Origin of the sequence: Arthrobacter sp. TMP15, assembly GCF_039529835.1 — a bacterium.
Classification (GTDB): domain Bacteria; phylum Actinomycetota; class Actinomycetes; order Actinomycetales; family Micrococcaceae; genus Specibacter.
Genome location: NZ_CP154262.1, coordinates 2,646,256 through 2,665,458, shown reverse-complemented (window position 1 = coordinate 2,665,458; position 19,203 = coordinate 2,646,256). Strand labels below are relative to the sequence as shown.

Here is a 19,203-nt window from a genome sequence, read left to right as displayed (position 1 = left end):
AGTACAAGTAGGGCTTACCTAAGGTGGATCCGTCTCATATTTTATGGCACTGAATTCTTACAAACGACTTTGCCATCACCCTGGCCCTATAAACAGCGATCGGGGATCTCAATTCCAGTCTAAGAAGTTAAGCCACCTGATCAGCTCAGCTGGCCTGCAAGGCTCCATGGGCAGGGTTGGGGCATGCACAGACAATACCGCCATGGAAAGTTTCTTTTGGCTGCTACAAAAGAACGTGCTGAACCAAAAACGGTGGGAAACCCGGGAAGAACTATGCCTGGCCATCGTCGCTTGGAGCGTTGTGTGGATCGAGAAAACCTACCACCGCCGACGCACGCCAACGACGCCTAGGCAAGCTCACGCCTGCCGGCGACGGGTGAAAAGTGAGCCACCTAGCCTGAATGATTGGATAGGTGATCACAGTGGAAGATTGGGCGCTGATTCGGCGGTTGCATTTGGCTGAAGGCGAGTCGATGAGGTCGATAGAGGAGCGGTTAGGGATTTCGAGGAACACTGTCGCGAAGCCGGTGAGATCCGAGGGCCCGCCGAAATATGAGCGAGCCTGTAGCTTCGGCGATCAAGGAGGTGGAGCCTAGGATCCGGGTCCTGTTGAAGAAGAATCCCAGGATGCCGGCGACGGTGATCGCCGAGCGGATCCACTGGTCAAGTTCCCCGGCCTGGTTACGGGAGAATGTGGCCAGGATCCGACCCGAGTACGCGCCGGCGGATCCAGCGGACCGGATCAGCTATGAACCCGAGGATCAGATCCAGTGTGACTCGGCCTTTCCCGCGGTGAAGATTCCCTGCGGTACCGGCCCGGAGCAGGTGTTCCCGGTGCTGGCAATGGTGTGCTCGCATTCACGCTTCATCATGGCGAGGATGATTCCTTCCAGGACCACCGGGGACTTGCTGGCGGGTATGTGGGACTTGCTGAGCGGGTTGGGTGCTGTTCCGGGGCGGCTGATTTGGGATAACGAGGTCGGTATCGGCCGACGCAACCACCACGCCGCCGGAGTGGCAGCGGTCCCTGGGGTGTTGGCGAGCCGGATGGTGCAGGTCAAACCCTAAGATTCAGAGATCAAGGGCATCGTGGAACGCGCCAACGGTTACCTGGAGGGTTCCGTTTTACCGGGTCGGACGTTTACCTCACCAGCGGATTTCAATGACCAGCTTGCCGTGTGGTTGGGCAAAGCCAAGACGCGCCTGGTTCGGAGCACCGCGGCACGGCCCGCGGAACTGTTAGCAACGGATCGGGCAGCAATGCTCGGGTTGCCGCCGGTAGCACCGGTGACAGAATTTCATGCAAGAGTTCGTCTGCCACGAGACTACTACGTACGGGTAGTCTCCAATGATTACTCGGTAGATCCACAGGCATCAGACAATGGGCAGACCCTTCCATCAGACCCCTTCTGGGTTCCCACCGGCCATGGCATGAGAGTGATCCATGAAGCATGAGAGACCACAGTAGCGGAAGTCACGCTCTGTTTGAATACGGCGCCACTGGACAATATCGCGCTTCGCGCCTCAGGCCAAAGTGCCAAGCTGTAGATACTTCTGGGACCAAGTTATCTGGCTGTGGGCACGCTTACTCCTGCCGTAACCGAAAATTGCCCGGTCACTCTAGAACCAACTCTAGGGACCGGGCAATTTTTGTTTGGTGAACATAGACGCCGACAAGTCAGACAGCCTGGGTTATCTCTTGGACTTCCGATAGCCGGCCTTGACCGCTGCAGCTTCTGTGCTGAAGCATGTTTCCGGAGTCGTATTCGAGTAGAGTGATTGCCACGGCATGTGGTAGATCATGCTAGAATCATTGCCCTTAATCGGAGCCCAAGCGGGGCAGTTCCACTTGTCGATCGGGTTGGTTATTGTCGGATTTGAGACAGTGACTTTCACGGTCTTCGCGGCAGAGACCGAGGATTTGTAGCTGCCTTGGGCGGGAACTTGGATAGTCCACTTGCCGGAAACTGTCGCCGGCGCGCCGGCTTTGAATGAGCCAGTTGCACCGGTCTTCAGGGTGCGGACCAGCTTGTTGGGGGCCGAGCCGTCCGGGTCAAAGTAAACGTTGATTGTCACTGAGCCGGTGTTGGCCCATGAAGTGCCTGAAGCGCGCTGAATAGTGCCGGTGTAGACAACGTCTTTGCCCTTCCCCACGGTTGCAGGACCAGCAGTGAAGTTGCCTACGCGAGTAGCGCTGGTAGCGGCGACAACTTTCACTGTCTTGGCAGGAGTTAGAGATGCGCTGTAGCTGCCTTGGGCGGGAACTTGGATAGTCCACTTGCCGGAAACTGTCGCCGGCGCGCCGGCTTTGAATGAGCCAGTTGCACCGGTCTTCAGGGTGCGGACCAGCTTGTTGGGGGCCGAGCCGTCCGGGTCAAAGTAGACGTTGATTGTCACTGAGCCGGTGTTGGCCCATGAAGTGCCTGAAGCGCTCTGAATAGTGCCGGTGTAGACAACGTCTTTGCCCTTCCCCACGGTTGCAGGACCAGCAGTGAAGTTGGCTACGCGAGTAGCGCTGGTAGCGGCGACAACTTTCACTGTCTTGGCAGGAGTTAGAGATGCGCTGTAGCTGCCTTGGGCGGGAACTTGGATAGTCCACTTGCCGGAAACTGTCGCCGGCGCGCCGGCTTTGAATGAGCCAGTTACACCGGTCTTCAGGGTGCGGACCAGCTTGTTGGGGGCCGAGCCGTCCGGGTCAAAGTAAACGTTGATTGTCACTGAGCCGGTGTTGGCCCATGAAGTGCCTGAAGCGCGCTGAATAGTGCCGGTGTAGACAACGTCTTTGCCCTTCCCCACGGTTGCAGGACCAGCCACAAAATTAGCTACCCTCGTAGAAGTGGCCGGAGCTGATTCAACAACTTGCACTGCCTTCGATTCAGAAACCGAACCAGCATAGCTACCCTGAGCCGGTACCTCAACAGTCCATGAGCCCGAAACTGTCGCAGGGGCGCCAGCCTTAAATGAACCAGTTGCACCGGTCGTCAGTGTTCGAACCAACGCGCTGGGCTCAGCACCGTCCGGGTCAAAATAGACGTTGATTGTCACTGAGCCGGTGTTGGCCCATGAAGTGCCTGAAGCGCTCTGAACAGTGCCGGTGTAGACAACGTCTTTGCCCTTCCCCACGGTTGCAGGACCAGCCACAAAATTAGCTACACGCGTAGCATTTAGCTCTGAAGCAAAAGAGCTGGTCGGAGCCACAAGTATTGGCACTATTACTGCTAATGCTGCCAGAGCTAGCAATAGAAAGCGGCGCAGGCTACGCGAGCCGTAGCGCATCAAAACATCCAAGCGATCCCCCAAAATAGGTAGCGGCAACCGGAGTTCTCCGGAAGCAATTTCGTCATGAATCCTAAACCTACAGCTCCCCGGTGACATTCCCGCATCGCGAGTTACTAAGGACGCCAATTTATTGCTACAGACTGCGGTGCAGAAACCGACCAATGTCGAGTTTACTCTGATCTTAAACGAACCGTAATGTGAAGACAGTATTTGATGAACTGGTGATTAGTACTTCCACTCTGAAGGCGATCGGGAGTCTATACGCGTCCTGCAACGATGTGCCCAGCCCGGGTGGCAGGAGGCTCTGGGCTTCCCTAGCCCCAAACTGCAACTATCGATGTATTGAAGGCAGGGAAGCACTCGCCCTTAAGATCCCTGGAAAACCAACGGCACATTCTGACAGGCACCACTAGTCATAGTCCACGGGACCATCTGACGATGTGACCCCAATAGACATATTGACTACGGTAGAATCCTCGGGGGTAAGCTCAACGTGCAATGTTTTGCGCGCCAACAATCTAGAGGTCCAGAAGCAACATGTCGTTGATCGCCGAGTCGGCCCCCAAAATACGGGACCGCCGCAGTGCCGCGTCTGATCCTAACCCCTAGCAGAACGGCTGAGACCGGAAGTTCCTGCCGGAAGTGCAGGGGCTCCGCGCAGTTGCTTTACTTATGGTGGTGGCATATCAGGTTTCGTTCGGCCGGATCTCCGACGGTGTGGATGGTTTTCTCCGCCTTTCATCGTTACTTTTGACGGGGCAGTTCACACGCAGGCTTAAAAGTGGCAAAGCTCTAGAGCTGTTCAAATACTGGGCGCACTTGTTAAAGCGGCTCTTGCCGCTCTTTGCGCTTACCTTGTTAAGGACTCTGCTAGGTGTCTACATACTCCTACCGGAAACTGTCTGGTCCAGCATGTTCGGACAGACTTGTACATCCGTCTTCTATTATCAGAACTGGTTCTTAGCCTCGGCAGCAGTCGACTATAACGCCACCGACCACAGCATTTCTAGTCTTTGTCCATTCAGGGACAGGTTTTCATTTTTTGGCCGTTGGTATTCGCTACGGTGGCAATCATCTCCTGTGCTGCAAGACTCCGAATTTGGGCTTTGCTGATCTATATATTTGGTGCCATTTTTCACCATCTCGTTGCTGTTTTCCATCATCACGACTAATACCAATCAGGCTTTTGCCTACTTCGACACGCGGACAAGACTTTGGGAGTCTGCGTCAGGATCACTGCTTGCTCCTACCCTGCCCTACCTATCCTTCTAACGATCCACCCGAGTATTGCTGGGCTGGGTAGGCATCGGGACCATGCTGTGCTGCGGATTCATCTTGCAAGTGGGCAAGAAATTCCCCGGCTACATGGCGCTCTGGCCAACCCAAGCCGCTGCGCTCATCATCGTGGCGGGCTTCACTGACAGCAAACTTGGGGCGGACAGGTTCCTGAGTTGGAAGTCCCTAGTTAGGCTCGGTGACAGTTCCTACGCTCTGTATCTTTTCACTGGCTCCTCTTGGTGTTCTTCCTCGTCTTCACGGGCCGTGAACAAGCCGGACCCAAGGTTGGCGCTGCCATCATCCTTGCTTCAATTCTGGCTGCGATCATGGCCACGAAGCTTGTGGATTCACCTATCCGGCGAAGCAAATGGATCGAACAGAAGCGACGCCGCGCAGTCCTGACCATAGCGATTTGGATTGCGTTAGTCGCTTCTCCGTTGGGTGCATGGCAAGGAAAGCTGAAAATTCAGGAATTGCTTATAGCAGCACAGTACAAAGCCGATCAAGCAGAAGTTCTCCGAAACTATCTTGGCGCGCTTTCGCTTCAGGGGCCCTTCGTCCCTAAGCGTGGGTGAGTGATTTCTTCCGGTATGGGCGGTGGCCTCCGGCGGCGAGTAGGTTTCTGATTCTGTAGTTCTCAAAGTTGCGGAATCCGCGTGCTATCCGGCGGGTGGTTTCAATGACACCGTTGATTGATTCGGTGGGCCCGTTCGAGGCACCGTTGGTGTCGAAGTAGGCAAGGATCGCAGCCTTCCAGGCGCGTAGGCTGCGTCCGAGCCGGGCAACTTCGCAGGATCGGGCAGCTCGGGAAACTGGCGATGATTTCGGTGGCTATTTCTCGGCCTTTCTCGAGACGTGCGTGATAGATACTCCGGAGCTTTTGATAGCACTGCCACGCGATGCTGACTTCGTGGTTCGGATCCCCGGCTTTGAGCTTGATCTCCAGTCTGGCGACTTGTTTCTCCGAGAGCGATTCGATGCCCTGCTGCAATGTGCGGCGAATGTTGAAGAGCGGGTCCTCCTTGTTGCCGCGGTGCCCGAGCGTGTCTTGCTGCACTCGGCGGCGGACGTCATCGAGCATGGCCATTCCCAGACGGACAATGTGGAAAGCGTCAACGACGGTGATGGCTTCGGGTAGTTCGTCCCGGATCGCGTTGGCGTAGCCGCGGAACGGGTCCAAGGTGGCGACCTTGATGCCCTTGGGGAACTCGTTGCCTTGTTCCTTGAGCCAGTCAGCGTAGGCTTTCCCCGATCAGCCCGGGACGAGATCCAGCAAGCGTGCATGGACGTTTCCGTGTTCATCACGGGTGTGGTCAATGATGCCAGTGACCATGCCCGAACCGGGGAATCCTGCGTGGGTCCAGACGTGCTCATCCACGCCGAGCGCATCAATGCCGACAAGCCGTTCGGGCTTGCCGATACGGCGCAGCGCTTCCGCTTCAATGCCTTTCCACAGGGCCCGCCAGGACACGCCGAGCTGGTGGGCAAGGGCGGAGACGGAAGTATCAAATTTCTCCAGAGCGTCAGTGGCCCACCGGATAGCACGGCGGGTCAAGATCGCCCGGCTCCCGGCCAAGGGGTGTTGCTCGCTGAAGACCTTTCTGGGGCAGTGTTCATCTTGGCATCGCCATAATCGCTTGGCCCAGATCAGCCTCACAGGCCGGCCAAAACAAGGGATGTCGTTCAAGCGGATCCGTCGCCGGCCATGACCAACGGCAACAACGCCGCAGTCAGGGCAGCCGGCCAGTGTTTGGTCGGTTTAAACATGAACGATCAGGCCGCTGGCGGCTTCGGAAACAGCCGTGATGTGAATGCCAGTGACGCCGAACAAGGCATCGGAGAGCGCACACCACTTGCCGTCCCCACAAGAAGTAGAGTTAGACATATCAGGGTTTCTTATGAAGTTGGAAGTTTAGTCACTACCAATTCAAAGAGACCCTGACTTCTCTCATTACACGCCACGCCGGCCGCTCCCAAAACCCGAAACTCAGCTGGCCCTAACCACGCTTAGAGACGAAGGGCCCCTTCAGGATGGGTTTGTTGATACCGCCGATCCAGATTTGCCTATGCCGGCTGCGTTGACCGAACTAAATAGACAGTGGGTGAACCTCGGAAATAAATGTACGGTGAAATTCCGTCCAATGGAGCAGATTTTGACCGATAAATACGGTCAAACCGTACCTGTGAAGCCTCCTAGAAAGACCATCGCGATTGTCGACGATTCGTACGCGGAGCAAATTACTGGGGCACTCATGCCCGTGGCTAAGAGTAATGATTGGCAGCTAGTTTCTCTGCTTTTGGGCGGTTGTGATTTTGGAAGCGAGTCCGTCCCATCTGCTAGGAACGAGAAATGCCAAGCGTTCAATAAGGCCGCAAAGAATTACGTGCTAAAGCTGAAGCCGGATGGTGTTTTTACGATTTCCACGGACACCGTCCCGGATCCACCGAATGAGAGTGTCATTCCCGGATATGAGGCTGCGGTGCAGACGTTCACCGTTGCAGCCATCGACGTTATCGGAGTTCGTGACAACGCCCGATCAGCGGAAAATATTGCAAGTTGTGTGTCCTCACATGGAGCTGACGACTGCGCCCTACAGCAGTCCGAGCACCTCGCCCCCGAGAACCCGTCAGCTTTCTTGAATGAAATTGATGGCGCACACATGATCGACCTCACTGATCAATATTGCAAAGATGGAATTTGTCATGCTGTGACAGGAAATATTTTGGTTTATATGGACGACCATCACTTGACCGCAGATTTTGTGCAAACCATGGCCCCTGCGCTCGGGACGCGTATTGCCGCCGCGACTGGGTGGCAAGTGAAGTAGAGCATTCAGCACAAACTTATCCACAGAATAACTTTTGCCTGTGGTGCACAGATCATATGGGGTCTAGGCTCCAGAGAACAGGGTGGGTTCTTACCGCAAAGGGGCGGGCGTGGTCTGAGTGGATGCAGTGGCATTGCTGGAGGATGAAGTTAGAGAGCTCATCCGTCGAAGAGGTCTTGACCCGCTGAGGCAGGGTCCAGAAGTTCATGCACTGATTGATGCAGCGTTCAATGACTATGGTGAAAGAGCCCTTCTCGGAGCAGTGCCAGCACCTAACTCAACCGAAGATACCAAGCGGCACGTGTTCAACGCCGTCGCTGGTTTTGGTGCTCTGCAGCCCTTCCTTGACGATCCGGACATCGAAGAAGTATGGCTTAATGCTCCTGACAAGGTGTTTGTGGCCCGGCATGGCGAGTCCGAACTGACCGGCATGGTTTTTACTGCTCAACAAGTGCGGGACCTTGTTGAGCGCATGCTGAAAAGTTCCGGTAGGCGTTTGGATCTGAGCTCACCTTTCGTGGACGCCGCACTGCCGGATGGAAGCCGTCTGCATGTTGTCATTCCGGATATCACCCAAAACCACTGGGCGCTAAATATAAGGAAATTCACCGCCCGGGCCAGCCGACTTGATCACCTGGTGGAGTTGGGATCGCTCACCCCACAAGCCGCCCGCTTTCTGGGTGCAGCGGTCAGTAGTGGGTTAAACATCCTTGTCTCCGGTGCCACCCAAGCAGGAAAAACCACCATGCTGAACTGTTTAGCTGCGGGAATCGGCTCACGCGAACGCGTAGTAACGGTAGAGGAGATCTTTGAACTGAAGATCCCCTTGCGCGATGTTGTGGGCCTGCAGTGCCGCCAGCCAAACCTTGAAGGCATGGGCGAGATCCCGTTGCGGCGTCTGGTTAAGGAAGCCCTCAGGATGCGCCCCGACAGGCTCATAGTTGGCGAAGTTCGTGAAGCCGAAAGCCTTGACATGCTAATAGCCCTAAATAGTGGTTTGCCTGGGATGGCGAGTGTGCACGCCAACTCGGCCCATGACGCCGTCGTGAAGATCTGCACGCTCCCGCTGCTTGCGGGCGAAAATATCACCGCAGCATTCGTAGTTCCCACGGTGGCGGCATGCATAGATTTGGTGGTGCACTGTGTCAGGGCGCCCAACGGAAAACGTTCTGTGGGGGAAATTTTGGCGCTAGGGCGCCGCGTGGAGAACGGCATCATTGAGTCTGGGCTCGTTTTCAGCACGGTTAACGGCAAGCTGCAGGCATCGCCAACAGCAATGCCGCCGCCGGAAAAATTCGCTGCGGCTGGTTTTAACGTGGCTACACTTCTGGGCGATTCCTGATGTCGGCTGTCATTGGACTGCTTGGTGGCATGGGGCTCCTGTTGATCTGGACCGCGTGCTGGGACGTGCCAGCGCGTCTGACTCGGCCCGGGCGCCGCAGCAGGCTCGAGGTCCTGCTCCAACGTGCAGGCGTCTCTCACGTCACCCCGGCATCCCTGTCTTTTAGTGCAGCTGGCCTGGCGCTGTTGATGGCGCTCCTTATCTTTGCATTCAGCGGGGTCCCTGCCATAGCACTGTGTTTTGGCCTGTTCAGCGGTTATGTTCCGTTTGCTTTCCTGAATATGAGGGCACGACGCCGAAGCGCAGTCATGCGTGAACTCTGGCCTGACGTCGTGGACCACTTGCGCTCAGCCATTAGGGCGGGGCTATCCCTTCCAGAGGCGCTCGCCCAGCTAGGCAGCAAGGGCCCCATTCAGCTGCGCACGGAGTTCACGGCCTTTGGCGCCGATTACAGGGCAACTGGCCATTTTGAGGGTGCCTTGCAAAAACTTAAGGCCACGTTGGCGGATCCAGTCTCAGACAGGATTATTGAGGCGCTTCGGCTCACTCGCGATGTTGGCGGATCAGATTTAGGCAAGCTTTTGGGTACCCTCTCGGAGTTTTTACGCGACCATGCCCGCACACGCAGCGAACTTGAAGCAAGGCAGTCCTGGACGGTCAATGCCGCCCGCCTGGCCGTCGCCGCGCCGTGGATCGTGCTGATGCTCATGGCAACCAGACCCGAAGCTGTTGGAGCCTATAATTCCCCGGCAGGTGTGGCAGTTCTGGGTGGAGGGCTGCTGATCTCGGTTCTCTGCTACCGCGTCATGCTACGTATTGGTGCGCTACCGGAAGAACAGCGAGTCCTGCAATGAACACACAGGCGGTGGTGGTTCTTTGCGTTGGTCTAGCCTTGGGCACAGGATTGTGGCTGACCTTGGTCAGGCTGCCTGTCATGCGAAAAACGAGTTTTGCCCAACGTGTTGAACCTCAGCTGCGCTCCGTGGCTACCCGATCCAAGCTTCTGGACACCGATGACTCCACCGCACTGTTTGGGCCGTTGGAGAGAATCTTCCGCCTTGTGATCTCCGACGCTGTCCACCGCCTTGGAAAGTTCAACGTCAGTGTTCAGGGGCTCAATGATCGCCTTGAACAGGCAGGCCGCAGCGAGACCGCCCTTGAGTTCAGGGCCGTGCAGCTTCTTTGCGCCGGAGCAGCGCTGTTAGCTGGTGCGCTGCTTTCGCTCTTTTTGCTCTGGCAGGGAAGCATCAACCTCATGGGTGCCTTTGCACTGGCCTTGGGTCCCATGCTGTGCGGGTACCTGCTTTACGACTACCTTCTGGTCGTCAGGATTAAAAACAGGCAAGCCCACATGCTTACCGAATTTCCGGCGCTTGCAGAACTTATGGCTCTGGCTGTCAGTGCGGGAGAGAGCGCCACAAGTGCGCTTGATAGGGTGGCGCGCTCATCTAACGGCGTACTGTCCACCGAATTTAGCAAGGTCTTGGCACAGACGCGGGCGGGGACGCCGCTGGTGGAGGCTTTGAACCAGTTCTCGGCGCGCGTAAATGTCCCGGCCCTGGCACGATTCGTTGACGGCATCAGTGTTGCTGTCAATAGGGGCACACCTCTGGCGGAAGTCCTTCGGGCCCAAGCCCAGGATGTTCGGGACGTGGCGAAACGGGAGCTGATGGAGTCAGCGGGGCGCAAAGAAATTGCCATGATGGTCCCGCTCATTTTTGGCGTCTTGCCCTTGACAGTAGTCTTCGCAGTTTTCCCGGGCATCGCCTTACTACAGTTTGGCTTTTAAATGGCGTCTCCCCAAGGTTGCAACACATCGCAGGAACCCATGCATCATCACTGGAAATCACTCGAAGGAAAAAATCATGCAAGGAAAAAAAGAAGTTATTTGGCTCGGACTGGCTGTGTTTGTTGCAGCACAACGGTGGCTGGACACCTTTCGCCAGTTACTGACCAGCCGAAGCCATGGCAGATTCATGCGCCCGGCCACGGGCCGATCGCGCGGCGACGTGCCCGGGTGGGTGCTGATCACCTTGATGAGTGCCGTGCTTGTGGCCGGACTTTTGGCCATCGCTGGACCCGCACTGGAAAGACTCTTCAACCAGGCAATGGAACAAGTTCAGCCATAGCGCCCGTCACTCGGGGCAGGGCAGGACGCCCACGCCCCAGCCGGTTGGATTCCCGGTTCGGGCTAAGCCGCACCGATCAGCCCGCGCGTACATGGGAGGCAGGTGCTGCCGTGGTGGACTTCGTTTTGGTGGGGGCGTTGGTGACAGTGATCTTTGTGGCCTTGATTCAGTTGGCCTTGGTACTGCATGTACGCAACACAGTGGCAGATGCTGCCTCTTCAGCGGCCCGCTATGGTGCATTGGGTGACAGGACGGCCGCCGACGCGCAGGAACGGGCTGCCCTGTTGGTTGGTTCGGCACTGGGGCCTAACTATGTTCAAGACGTCTCTGCCTCTGTGCAATCAATCAATGGGCTGAACGTGCTGAGTGTTTCTATCAGCGCGCCTTTACCGGTGTTGGGCCTCTTTGGCCCATCGCGCACCCTGGAGATGACAGGTCATGCAGTCATTATCAAGTGAAGGGCCAAGGCACGCACCTTGGATAAACCACGGGGCACCGGCTCAGGGAGAAACACACCAGAAACCGGACACCGAATCGGGCAGTGCCCTTGTCGAGTTCATTTTCCTTGCCGTCCTGCTGATGGTGCCGGTGGCATACCTGATCCTCACTGTAGGCCAGGTCCAGGGAGGCGCCTACGCCGTGGTGGGAGCCGCCGATCAAGCCGCCAAAGTCTATGTTCTGCACACCGGGGAACCAGCTGCCCGCCAGGCGGCCGAACAAGCCGTGCAAATGGCCATTGAGGACATGGGCTTTGATCCGGCAACTGCGGAACTAACAATCAGTTGCGACGGCGGTTGCCTGACATCAGGAACAACTGTCAGCGCCCACGTGGTGTTGCACATTGAGCTGCCAGTGGTTGGTTCATTGCCCGGGGTCAACGCCACAGCGGCCACAGTAGATTCAATCTCCACTCAAAAAGTGGGCAGATTCAAATGAGATTGCGCCGTACCCATAAAGTACCTGCCGCAGCAACCCACTGTGGCGGCGACGGCGAGCCATTACCCGAGCAAAATAGCAGTCGGGAAAATGGGCATGTCATGGTCCTGCTGATCGGTTACGTGCTGCTTACCTTGCTGCTAGTGACAGTGGTGGCGGCAGCCGGCAGTCTCTACATTGGTCACAAAAAGCTGCTGTCCATTGCTGATAGTGCCGCGCTCGCGGCTGCCGATACTTTTGAACTAAGCGGTGGTGATGCAGGGCGTGATCCAGGCACGCTGCTCACTGACCATGGTGTTCTTGCGGCTGCCCAGAACTACCTTTCAGGCCTGGAAACACCGCAAGGACTGGGCGGTATTGTGTTGGATTCGGATACCGGGGCAGGGGACGGGCACAGTGCGCACGTGGGGATGAGCGCCGTGGTGCATCCACTGTTCATTAACTTTTTGGTGCCTGAAGGCATCAGTATCAGTGTCACTAGCACCGCTCGCGCTCACCTTGTTCTGTAGGTGAGGAGCAGGACTTCGCGGGAACCATCGCTGGACATGCCGTAGGCTTGAATATCATGGCAGAGATCGACTTTCCCGCAGAACTCCGGGCACTACGCGCAACCTACACCTCAATTGAGCAAGTCTCCGAGGTGGAGAAGCTCATGGAGGATATTGAGGACTTATCCGATCAGGCAGGCTCGCCCAACTTGTGGGATGACCCGGCCGCCGCTCAAAAGGTGACCTCCAAGCTCAGCCACGCCCAGTCAAAGCTGGAAAAGCTCCGCAAACTGGAGTCCCGGATTGATGATCTTGAAGTTCTGGTAGAGCTGGCTCAGGAAGAGGGCGACGCCGATTCCCTCGCCGAAGCGGCCAAGGAGCTCCCGGCGTTACAGAAATCGTTGGAAGACTTAGAAATCGTGACATTGCTGGCCGGTGAATACGACGAGCGCGAAGCCGTGGTCACGATCCGCTCCGGCGCTGGGGGAGTAGATGCCGCCGATTTTGCCCAAATGCTGCTGCGGATGTACCTGCGCTGGGCCGAACGCCACGGGTATCCAACGGCGGTACTGGACACCTCCTACGCCGAAGAAGCCGGGTTAAAGTCAGCCACCTTCGAGGTCAAGGCCCCCTACGCCTTCGGTACGCTGAGCGTTGAAGCCGGCACACACCGCCTTGTGCGGATCAGTCCCTTCGATAACCAGGGCCGGCGCCAGACCTCGTTCGCGGCGGTTGAAGTTATCCCGCTTATTGAATCCACTGACAGCATTGAAATACCGGATAATGACATGCGCGTTGACGTTTTCCGCTCGTCAGGTCCAGGCGGACAATCTGTGAACACCACAGATTCCGCCGTGCGCTTGACGCATATTCCCACCGGCACTGTGGTGTCAATGCAGAACGAGAAGTCGCAGATCCAGAACCGTGCGGCAGCTCTGCGTGTGCTCCAGTCGCGTTTGCTACTGCTGAAAAAGGCAGAAGAGGATGCCACGAAGAAGGCCATGGCCGGGGATATCAAGGCATCGTGGGGAGACCAAATGCGCTCTTACGTGCTGAACCCATACCAAATGGTTAAGGACCTGCGCACCGAGCATGAAGTGGGTAACGCCGCTTCAGTGCTGGACGGTGAGATCGATGATTTCATTGACGCCGGTATTCGCTGGCGCGCGGACAACCGGAATGCAGCCAAAGACTCATAGTTTGGCAATGTGAGTGCGGTTCCAGCACGGAATCGATCAGATGGTTCCTGTATTAAGGCCAAAGCACGGTCAGAATAATGCTGAATTACCGAAAATGCTCAAGCCTCGACACACCGGTAAGGAACCAGCAATCGCACCATCCGGCGCCTATAGTCATTATGCTGGCGGTTTCTTCCCCCAATCCACTGCCCGGCCGTCAGCATGCCAGCAATCTTCGCTGGACGGGCAATGAAAAAGTCATGATTCGTTTTGAAAATGTGAGCATTGCCTACGACCGCAAATCCAAACCTGCGCTCGATGATGTTTCCTTTGATGTCCAACGCGGCGAGTTCGTGTTCCTGGTGGGTTCCTCCGGATCCGGTAAGTCAACCTTGCTGCGTCTTGTTCTGCGCGAGCAAAAGACTGCGCACGGACAGATTTATGTCGCCGGACAAAATGTGGCCACTGTACCCAGCTGGCGCGTGCCCAAGTTCCGGCGTGGCATTGGGGTAGTTTTTCAGGATTTCCGGCTGATTCAAACCAAGACCGTTTTCGCCAACGTCGCCTACGCCATGCAGGTCCTGGGCAGGTCCCGCTCGGCAATCCGCTCTGAGGTGCCGCGCGTCCTGGAACTCGTTGGGTTGGAGGACAAAGGTCACCGCAAGCCCACCGAACTTTCCGGTGGTGAACAGCAACGCGTTGCCATTGCCCGGGCAATTGTCAATCAACCCGGCATCTTGTTGGCCGATGAGCCTACGGGAAACCTTGACCCCGTTACCAGCGCCGGCATTATGGATATATTGGACAAAATTAATCAAAATGGCACCACAGTGGTCATGGCCACCCACGACGATGACATCGTGAACTCCATGCGCAGACGAGTCATTGAGCTGCGCCATGGCAAGGTCCTGCGCGATGAGAACAAGGCCCAGTACACGTCGATGATCCCGATCGTTATGACTGCCGATGGTGGCTACGCTGCCGCCCCTGCTGTGAAGCACGACGCCGAACCTCAGACCCGCCGCCAGCGTGCAGTCAGTGCCGCGGCAGCAAGTAACGGAGGCGATGGTGGCCAGTCAATGCCACCGCGGCTGGAACGAAGGCGCGGGCTGTCCCCGGACGGTGAACCGGGAGCAGATAACGAAAAGACCCGCAACGGGGCAAACGGTACCGAGAATTTGATGAATGAGGACCAACAGTGAGACTTGCTTTCATTATGAGTGAGTTGGGAAGCGGCCTGCGCCGCAACCTGACGATGGTCATTTCCGTAATCCTTGTGACCTTTGTGTCGTTGACATTTGTGGGCGCGGCTGGCTTGCTGCAGATGCAGATTGGCCAACTCAAGGGGTTTTGGTATGACAAGGTGCAGGTCACGATCTACCTCTGCATGGACGTGCCAGCGAACAGTAACTGTGTTTCCGGACCGGTCACTGATGATCAGAAAACAACCATAGAGGGCCTGCTGGAATCAGAGGCTGTCAAGCCCTACATTGAGAAATGGTCCTTCGAAAGCCAGGAAGAGGCACTTTCGCATTTCCAGGAACAGTTCGCGAACTCTCCCATGGTTGATTCGGTCGAGGCAGCCAACCTGCCGTCATCGTTTCGGATCAAGCTGACGGATCCGGAAAAATACCAGATCATCAACGAAACCTTCTCTGCAACCCCCGGGGTGGACTCCGTGGTTGATCAGCGCAAGGTGCTTGAGAAACTCTTTTCATGGATGAATATTGCCACATACGTTGCGATAGGCGTTGCCGGGTTGATGACGGTTTGTGCAGCCTTGCTCATAGCCACAACCATCAGACTCTCGGCGCAGTCCCGAACCCGTGAGATTGAAATCATGCGCTTAGTAGGCGCATCCAGAACAGTAATTCAATTGCCATTTGTGCTAGAAGGCGTGATTGCGGCAACCATTGGTGCTGTTTTGGCCTCGGGGGCGGTGTGGTCCATTGTGCAGTTCTTCATGGGTGGCTATCTGGCCGAATCAAACTCCGGGACACCGTTCATTTCTACCAGCGAAGCGTTCAAGATCTACCCTGTGTTGATCTTGCTTGGCGTGGTCCTGGCCGGTGTCGCTTCGGCAGTGTCCTTGCGTAAAAATCTTAAAGTGTAAGGTGGGTGGGGGTGCTGTTACTCATGGTGCCTCTGTTACTGGTGTTATCAATGTGTTTAGGTAGCGATTCTTGAAGGAGCCACAAGGCATGATTTCCACATCAAACGGGGGAAAAGGATCGCTGCGTTCCCCCCGCCTTGGGCGCACCACGCCTAGCTCCCGATTCTCGCACCCGGTCTCCCGAGGCGTCGCGGGCGCAGTAACAGCTCTTTTAGCTGTGGGGTTGCTGGGCCTGGTGGCACCGGCTCAGGCCGATGACCTCAACGACAAGGCCGCTGCCTTGGACCAGCAAGCTCATGACGTGCAGTCATCGTTGGAGTTTGTAGATGCCGGCATTGCCAAATCCGCCTCAGATCTTGTGAGCTACCAGGGACAGCTTCCTGGTGCACAAGCAGCCTTGAGTGAAGCTCAAACTCGCGTCAGTGTTGCCACCGGAACGGTCAGCTCACTCACTGCCCGGATCGATCTGGCGCAGCAAAGCAAAGACAAGATCACCGCCCAAATTGCCAACGACGCGCAGAAAGCAACTGAAACTAAGGCAATGATTGGGCAGATTGCGGCCCAGTCCTATAAAGCCGGCGGATTACCGGCGAACCTGACGTTGATTTTGGGTGCGGGCTCCACCAGCGATCTGGCGAACTCCATTGACCTGGCCGAACAGGCACTGCGGAGCCAAACCGCAGCACTTGAGGCACTGACAGCACAAAAGGCCACCAATCAAAACGCGCAAGCGCGTTTGGTCGCTGTTGAGAGTGAAATTAAGGATTTGAAGCAACAGGCTGAAGCCGCATTGGCTGCCGAACAGGTCGCCAGGGATCAGGCAGCCACGCAAAAAGCCACGGTGGATAAGCTCATCACCGATTCAGCCGCATTGAACGCCAAACTTGAGGCAGAGAAGCCTCGAATTCAGGCGCAGCTAAAAGAAGTTCAGGTACAAAAAGATGCGGTGGCAGCTCAGATCGCAGAGATACAGCGCCAAGAACGCGAAGCCGCTGCTGCGGCTGCAAAAGCAGAAGCTGAGCGTCTAGCGCGCGAACAGGCAGCGGCGGCGGCGGCCGCTGCCAAAGCTGCTGCCGAGGCAGCGAACAATAATGGTGGAGGATACGTACCTCCGGCTTTTGTTCCCCCGCCCTACGTACCGCCGGCTCCGGGCAATGTCTCGGCCTTTGGCCTCAGGCATCCCTTTGCCGCCAACATCCCGATTACCTCAGGGTTTGGCTGGCGTCAGACTCCTGCCGGAACCATTGACTTCAATGGCACCGGCTCGTATCTACACTCGGGTATTGATTTTGGCGCCCAGTGCGGCACCCCTGTTTATGCCCCCGCTGATGGAACAGTGAAGATCGCAGGTCAGACAAATGTTGTTTATGGTGGCGGCAACGTGCTCTACATCAGCCATGGCGTTATGCAAGGCAATGCTTTGATGACAGTTTTCTACCACAACTCCGCTGTGGTTGTCTCTGCCGGACAGTCTGTCAGAGCGGGCCAGCTGGTGGCGTACTCGGGAAATACCGGAAACTCCACAGGCTGCCACGCGCACTTTGAAACATGGGTCAATGGAGCCCCGGTAGACCCCATGGGTTTGCTGTAAGCACCCACCGCACGTGAGTTGCTAAACTAAGGGTTCGTGCCGGAAAAGCAGCAATGCTGGCCGGCACGGACCCGCTCTCATTTCATAAAACTAAGGAGTCAGCTGTGCCTAAGGAAAGTGGCCGTAAGGTGGTGGCCACCAATCGCAAGGCCCGGCATGATTACCACATCATGGATACCTACGAGGCCGGCATGGTCTTGATGGGCACTGAGGTGAAGTCGCTGCGTGAGGGCCGCGCCTCACTGGTAGACGGCTTCGCCACGTTCTATAACGATGAGCTGTGGCTAGAGGCTGTTTACATTCCGGAGTACCTGAACGGAAGCTGGACAAACCACACTGCCCGGCGCCGGCGCAAACTGCTTTTGCACCGCGAAGAACTGGAAAAGATTTCCGCAAAAACGCGTGAATCCGGTTTCACCATTGTGCCGTTGCAGCTGTACTTTTTGGATAGCCGGGTCAAAGTTGAAATCGCCATTGCACGCGGTAAGAAGGACTACGACAAGCGTCACTCATTGCGTGAAAAGCAGGACAATCGTGAGGCGCTGCGTGCCATGCGGGCCAAAAACCGCGGTGGTACGGGAGAGTAACTTTCCGTGCAGGCAAAGCGGCGCAAGCCAGTACTTTGACCTACGCTGGCAAGAACAGCATCTGTAGCAGAAAGGCAGATCATGTTTGCAGCTGGAGGTAGAAGAGGCTGGATCATCGGTACGGCCCTAGTGGCTGCGGCCCTGGTGGCAACCTTCATTTTGCTGGCCGTCAATTCTCAGGGTTCTGGACGGAATAATGCTGCAAGTAGCACATCCTCCCAATCATCTATGGCAAGCCGCAGTCCCACGCCGTCACTGCCCACACCCATAACTGCACCCAGCTCAACCCCTGCCAACCCCAGCCCAGCAAGTCCGAGCTCGGCTCGCCCAACCCAGGCACCGGCGTCGTCCTCCCCGGCACAGGTACTAGCGAGCAAAAAGCTGGCCGCAATGTCACTGGAGCAAAAAGTGGGGCAGCTGCTGATGGTGTCCACACCGGTAACAGGAGCAGACGCCAACTCGCTCTACGCAGTGGACACTTTATATGTTGGCAATGTGTTCATGAAGGGCCGCAGCGAGGCAGGACAAGCTGGGATCGGCGCGCAGGTCGCCGCCATTTCGGGTCATGTATCCGGCGCCCGCACACAGGGTGTGCGGGCATTCGTGGCAACTGACCAGGAAGGCGGCTTTGTGCAAATCATGCGCGGGGCCGGGTTTGCCCAAATACCCCAAGCCATTGAACAGGGCCATTTGCCGGCCAAGACACTGTTGGCTGATGCCACCTTGTGGGGCCAGCAACTGGCATCTGTGGGCGTCAATGTGAACCTGGCACCCGTTATGGACACCGTCCCCAGCGCAGCTTTTGCACCGCAGAACGCCCCCATAGGAGCTTTTGGCCGAGAATACGGCTTCACGCCGGGCGCTGTTTCAAGCTCCGGACTTGCGTTTGCCAAAGGGATGCTGGCTGCCGGCGTCGATCCCACAATCAAACATTTTCCTGGACTGGGCCGAGTAACCCTCAACACTGACGTTTCCGCCGGTGTGGTGGATAACAGCACAACCCGCAATGACGCATTTATAGGCCCGTTTCAAGACGCCGTGAATGCAGGAGTGCCGTGGCTGATGATCTCCAACGCCTCATACCCGCTGATTGACCCTGACGCCATGGCACCTTTCTCCTCGGTCATTATTCATGACATGGTCCGTGGAGACCTCGGGTTTAAGGGCATCATAGTTAGCGATGATATTTGTGACGCTGCACAAGTGTCAGCTGTGCCGGTGCGCGCACGTGGGGTGGGGTTCATTCGCGCCGGCGGCACCATGGCGTTGTGCACAAACCAGACCTTGTTGCCCCCAATGTACGCCGGAATGTTGGAAACTGCCCAAGCCGATCCGGGATTTGCCAAGCAGATCGATGCGGCTACGCTGCTGGTGCTCCAAGCCAAGGCTGCCAAAGGCCTGATCGACTAGTGCTACTGCCAGCCCCAAAGGAATAAATTCTCGTCACTATGCGC

At 56.6% G+C, this 19,203-nt stretch carries 22 protein-coding genes and 2 pseudogenes; 18 read left to right on the top strand and 6 right to left on the bottom strand.

The features are described 5' to 3' along the window. Positions 1-88: 88 nt before the first annotated feature. The 3 genes and pseudogenes from AAFM46_RS11955 to AAFM46_RS11945 form a co-directional block, all read left to right on the top strand. Positions 89-380 (top strand): annotated as a pseudogene (locus tag AAFM46_RS11955) (IS3 family transposase); the annotation flags it as partial. Between the two features lie 172 nt (positions 381-552). Continuing rightward, complete coding sequence (locus AAFM46_RS11950; protein ID WP_343317984.1) at positions 553-1,068, top strand: hypothetical protein; 516 nt, start codon at positions 553-555, stop codon at positions 1,066-1,068. A gap of 21 nt (positions 1,069-1,089) precedes the next feature. Continuing rightward, positions 1,090-1,455: a hypothetical protein gene (locus AAFM46_RS11945; protein ID WP_343317983.1), complete on the top strand. Its 366-nt coding sequence runs from the start codon at positions 1,090-1,092 to the stop codon at positions 1,453-1,455. A gap of 237 nt (positions 1,456-1,692) precedes the next feature. Here AAFM46_RS11945 and AAFM46_RS11940 read toward each other — a convergent pair whose 3' ends face one another. Then, positions 1,693-3,288 (bottom strand): hypothetical protein, encoded by a 1,596-nt coding sequence (locus AAFM46_RS11940; protein ID WP_343317982.1) that lies wholly within the window; start codon positions 3,286-3,288, stop codon positions 1,693-1,695. Positions 3,289-4,796: 1,508 nt separating this feature from the next. Here AAFM46_RS11940 and AAFM46_RS11935 point away from each other — a divergent pair. Further along, entirely contained in the window at positions 4,797-5,132 is a 336-nt protein-coding gene (locus AAFM46_RS11935; protein WP_343317980.1) for a hypothetical protein, read from the top strand. Here the strand turns inward: AAFM46_RS11935 and AAFM46_RS11930 are convergent. The 4 genes from AAFM46_RS11930 to AAFM46_RS11915 form a co-directional block, all read right to left on the bottom strand. Continuing rightward, a complete protein-coding gene (locus tag AAFM46_RS11930) occupies positions 5,119-5,301 on the bottom strand; it encodes a transposase (RefSeq protein ID WP_343320442.1) in 183 nt (60 codons plus the stop codon). The two genes, AAFM46_RS11935 and AAFM46_RS11930, sit on opposite strands and share 14 nt — an antisense overlap. Beyond that, positions 5,234-5,752: a transposase gene (locus AAFM46_RS11925; protein ID WP_343320441.1), complete on the bottom strand. Its 519-nt coding sequence runs from the start codon at positions 5,750-5,752 to the stop codon at positions 5,234-5,236. Before AAFM46_RS11925 ends, AAFM46_RS11930 begins: the two co-directional genes overlap by 68 nt. A gap of 57 nt (positions 5,753-5,809) precedes the next feature. Further along, positions 5,810-6,112: a hypothetical protein gene (locus AAFM46_RS11920; RefSeq protein WP_343320485.1), complete on the bottom strand. Its 303-nt coding sequence runs from the start codon at positions 6,110-6,112 to the stop codon at positions 5,810-5,812. 204 nt (positions 6,113-6,316) lie between these two features. Further along, positions 6,317-6,442, bottom strand: a complete 126-nt coding sequence (locus AAFM46_RS11915; protein ID WP_343317979.1) for a hypothetical protein — start codon at positions 6,440-6,442, stop codon at positions 6,317-6,319. 256 nt (positions 6,443-6,698) lie between these two features. On the opposite strand from AAFM46_RS11915, the gene AAFM46_RS11910 reads away from it, so the two are divergent. The 13 genes and pseudogenes from AAFM46_RS11910 to smpB all read left to right on the top strand — a co-directional run bounded on the left by AAFM46_RS11910 (position 6,699) and on the right by smpB (position 17,749). Then, entirely contained in the window at positions 6,699-7,385 is a 687-nt protein-coding gene (locus AAFM46_RS11910; protein ID WP_343317977.1) for an SGNH hydrolase domain-containing protein, read from the top strand. Between the two features lie 118 nt (positions 7,386-7,503). Beyond that, a complete protein-coding gene (locus AAFM46_RS11905; protein ID WP_283528352.1) occupies positions 7,504-8,727 on the top strand; it encodes an ATPase, T2SS/T4P/T4SS family in 1,224 nt (407 codons plus the stop codon). Then, positions 8,727-9,581 (top strand): type II secretion system F family protein, encoded by an 855-nt coding sequence (locus tag AAFM46_RS11900; RefSeq protein ID WP_343317975.1) that lies wholly within the window; start codon positions 8,727-8,729, stop codon positions 9,579-9,581. The genes AAFM46_RS11905 and AAFM46_RS11900 overlap by 1 nt, the downstream gene beginning before the upstream one ends. Continuing rightward, a complete protein-coding gene (locus AAFM46_RS11895; RefSeq protein ID WP_343317973.1) occupies positions 9,578-10,516 on the top strand; it encodes a type II secretion system F family protein in 939 nt (312 codons plus the stop codon). Before AAFM46_RS11900 ends, AAFM46_RS11895 begins: the two co-directional genes overlap by 4 nt. A gap of 76 nt (positions 10,517-10,592) precedes the next feature. Further along, on the top strand, positions 10,593-10,856 hold the full coding sequence (locus AAFM46_RS11890; protein ID WP_343317972.1) for a hypothetical protein: 264 nt from the start codon (positions 10,593-10,595) through the stop codon (positions 10,854-10,856). A 110-nt stretch (positions 10,857-10,966) separates the two neighbouring features. Continuing rightward, positions 10,967-11,314 carry a TadE family protein gene (locus AAFM46_RS11885; protein WP_343317971.1) on the top strand — a complete coding sequence of 116 codons (348 nt, stop codon included), beginning with the start codon at positions 10,967-10,969 and terminating at the stop codon, positions 11,312-11,314. Next, complete coding sequence (locus AAFM46_RS11880; protein ID WP_343317970.1) at positions 11,295-11,792, top strand: hypothetical protein; 498 nt, start codon at positions 11,295-11,297, stop codon at positions 11,790-11,792. The genes AAFM46_RS11885 and AAFM46_RS11880 overlap by 20 nt, the downstream gene beginning before the upstream one ends. Beyond that, entirely contained in the window at positions 11,789-12,301 is a 513-nt protein-coding gene (locus AAFM46_RS11875; RefSeq protein WP_343317969.1) for a pilus assembly protein TadG-related protein, read from the top strand. The genes AAFM46_RS11880 and AAFM46_RS11875 overlap by 4 nt, the downstream gene beginning before the upstream one ends. A 56-nt stretch (positions 12,302-12,357) precedes the next feature. Further along, entirely contained in the window at positions 12,358-13,479 is a 1,122-nt protein-coding gene (gene prfB, locus AAFM46_RS11870) for a peptide chain release factor 2 (RefSeq protein WP_283528339.1), read from the top strand. Between the two features lie 239 nt (positions 13,480-13,718). Next, positions 13,719-14,414, top strand: a pseudogene (ftsE, locus tag AAFM46_RS11865) (cell division ATP-binding protein FtsE); the annotation flags it as partial. Between the two features lie 242 nt (positions 14,415-14,656). After that, on the top strand, positions 14,657-15,571 hold the full coding sequence (gene ftsX / locus AAFM46_RS11860; protein ID WP_343317967.1) for a permease-like cell division protein FtsX: 915 nt from the start codon (positions 14,657-14,659) through the stop codon (positions 15,569-15,571). Positions 15,572-15,659: 88 nt separating this feature from the next. Further along, positions 15,660-17,162: a M23 family metallopeptidase gene (locus AAFM46_RS11855; protein WP_283528334.1), complete on the top strand. Its 1,503-nt coding sequence runs from the start codon at positions 15,660-15,662 to the stop codon at positions 17,160-17,162. A 104-nt stretch (positions 17,163-17,266) separates the two neighbouring features. Beyond that, entirely contained in the window at positions 17,267-17,749 is a 483-nt protein-coding gene (gene smpB / locus AAFM46_RS11850) for an SsrA-binding protein SmpB (RefSeq protein WP_283528332.1), read from the top strand. 176 nt (positions 17,750-17,925) lie between these two features. Here smpB and AAFM46_RS11845 read toward each other — a convergent pair whose 3' ends face one another. Continuing rightward, positions 17,926-18,126 carry a hypothetical protein gene (locus AAFM46_RS11845; protein WP_343317966.1) on the bottom strand — a complete coding sequence of 67 codons (201 nt, stop codon included), beginning with the start codon at positions 18,124-18,126 and terminating at the stop codon, positions 17,926-17,928. A 13-nt stretch (positions 18,127-18,139) separates the two neighbouring features. On the opposite strand from AAFM46_RS11845, the gene AAFM46_RS11840 reads away from it, so the two are divergent. Next, positions 18,140-19,159 carry a glycoside hydrolase family 3 N-terminal domain-containing protein gene (locus AAFM46_RS11840; RefSeq protein WP_343317965.1) on the top strand — a complete coding sequence of 340 codons (1,020 nt, stop codon included), beginning with the start codon at positions 18,140-18,142 and terminating at the stop codon, positions 19,157-19,159. Positions 19,160-19,203: the final 44 nt, after the last annotated feature.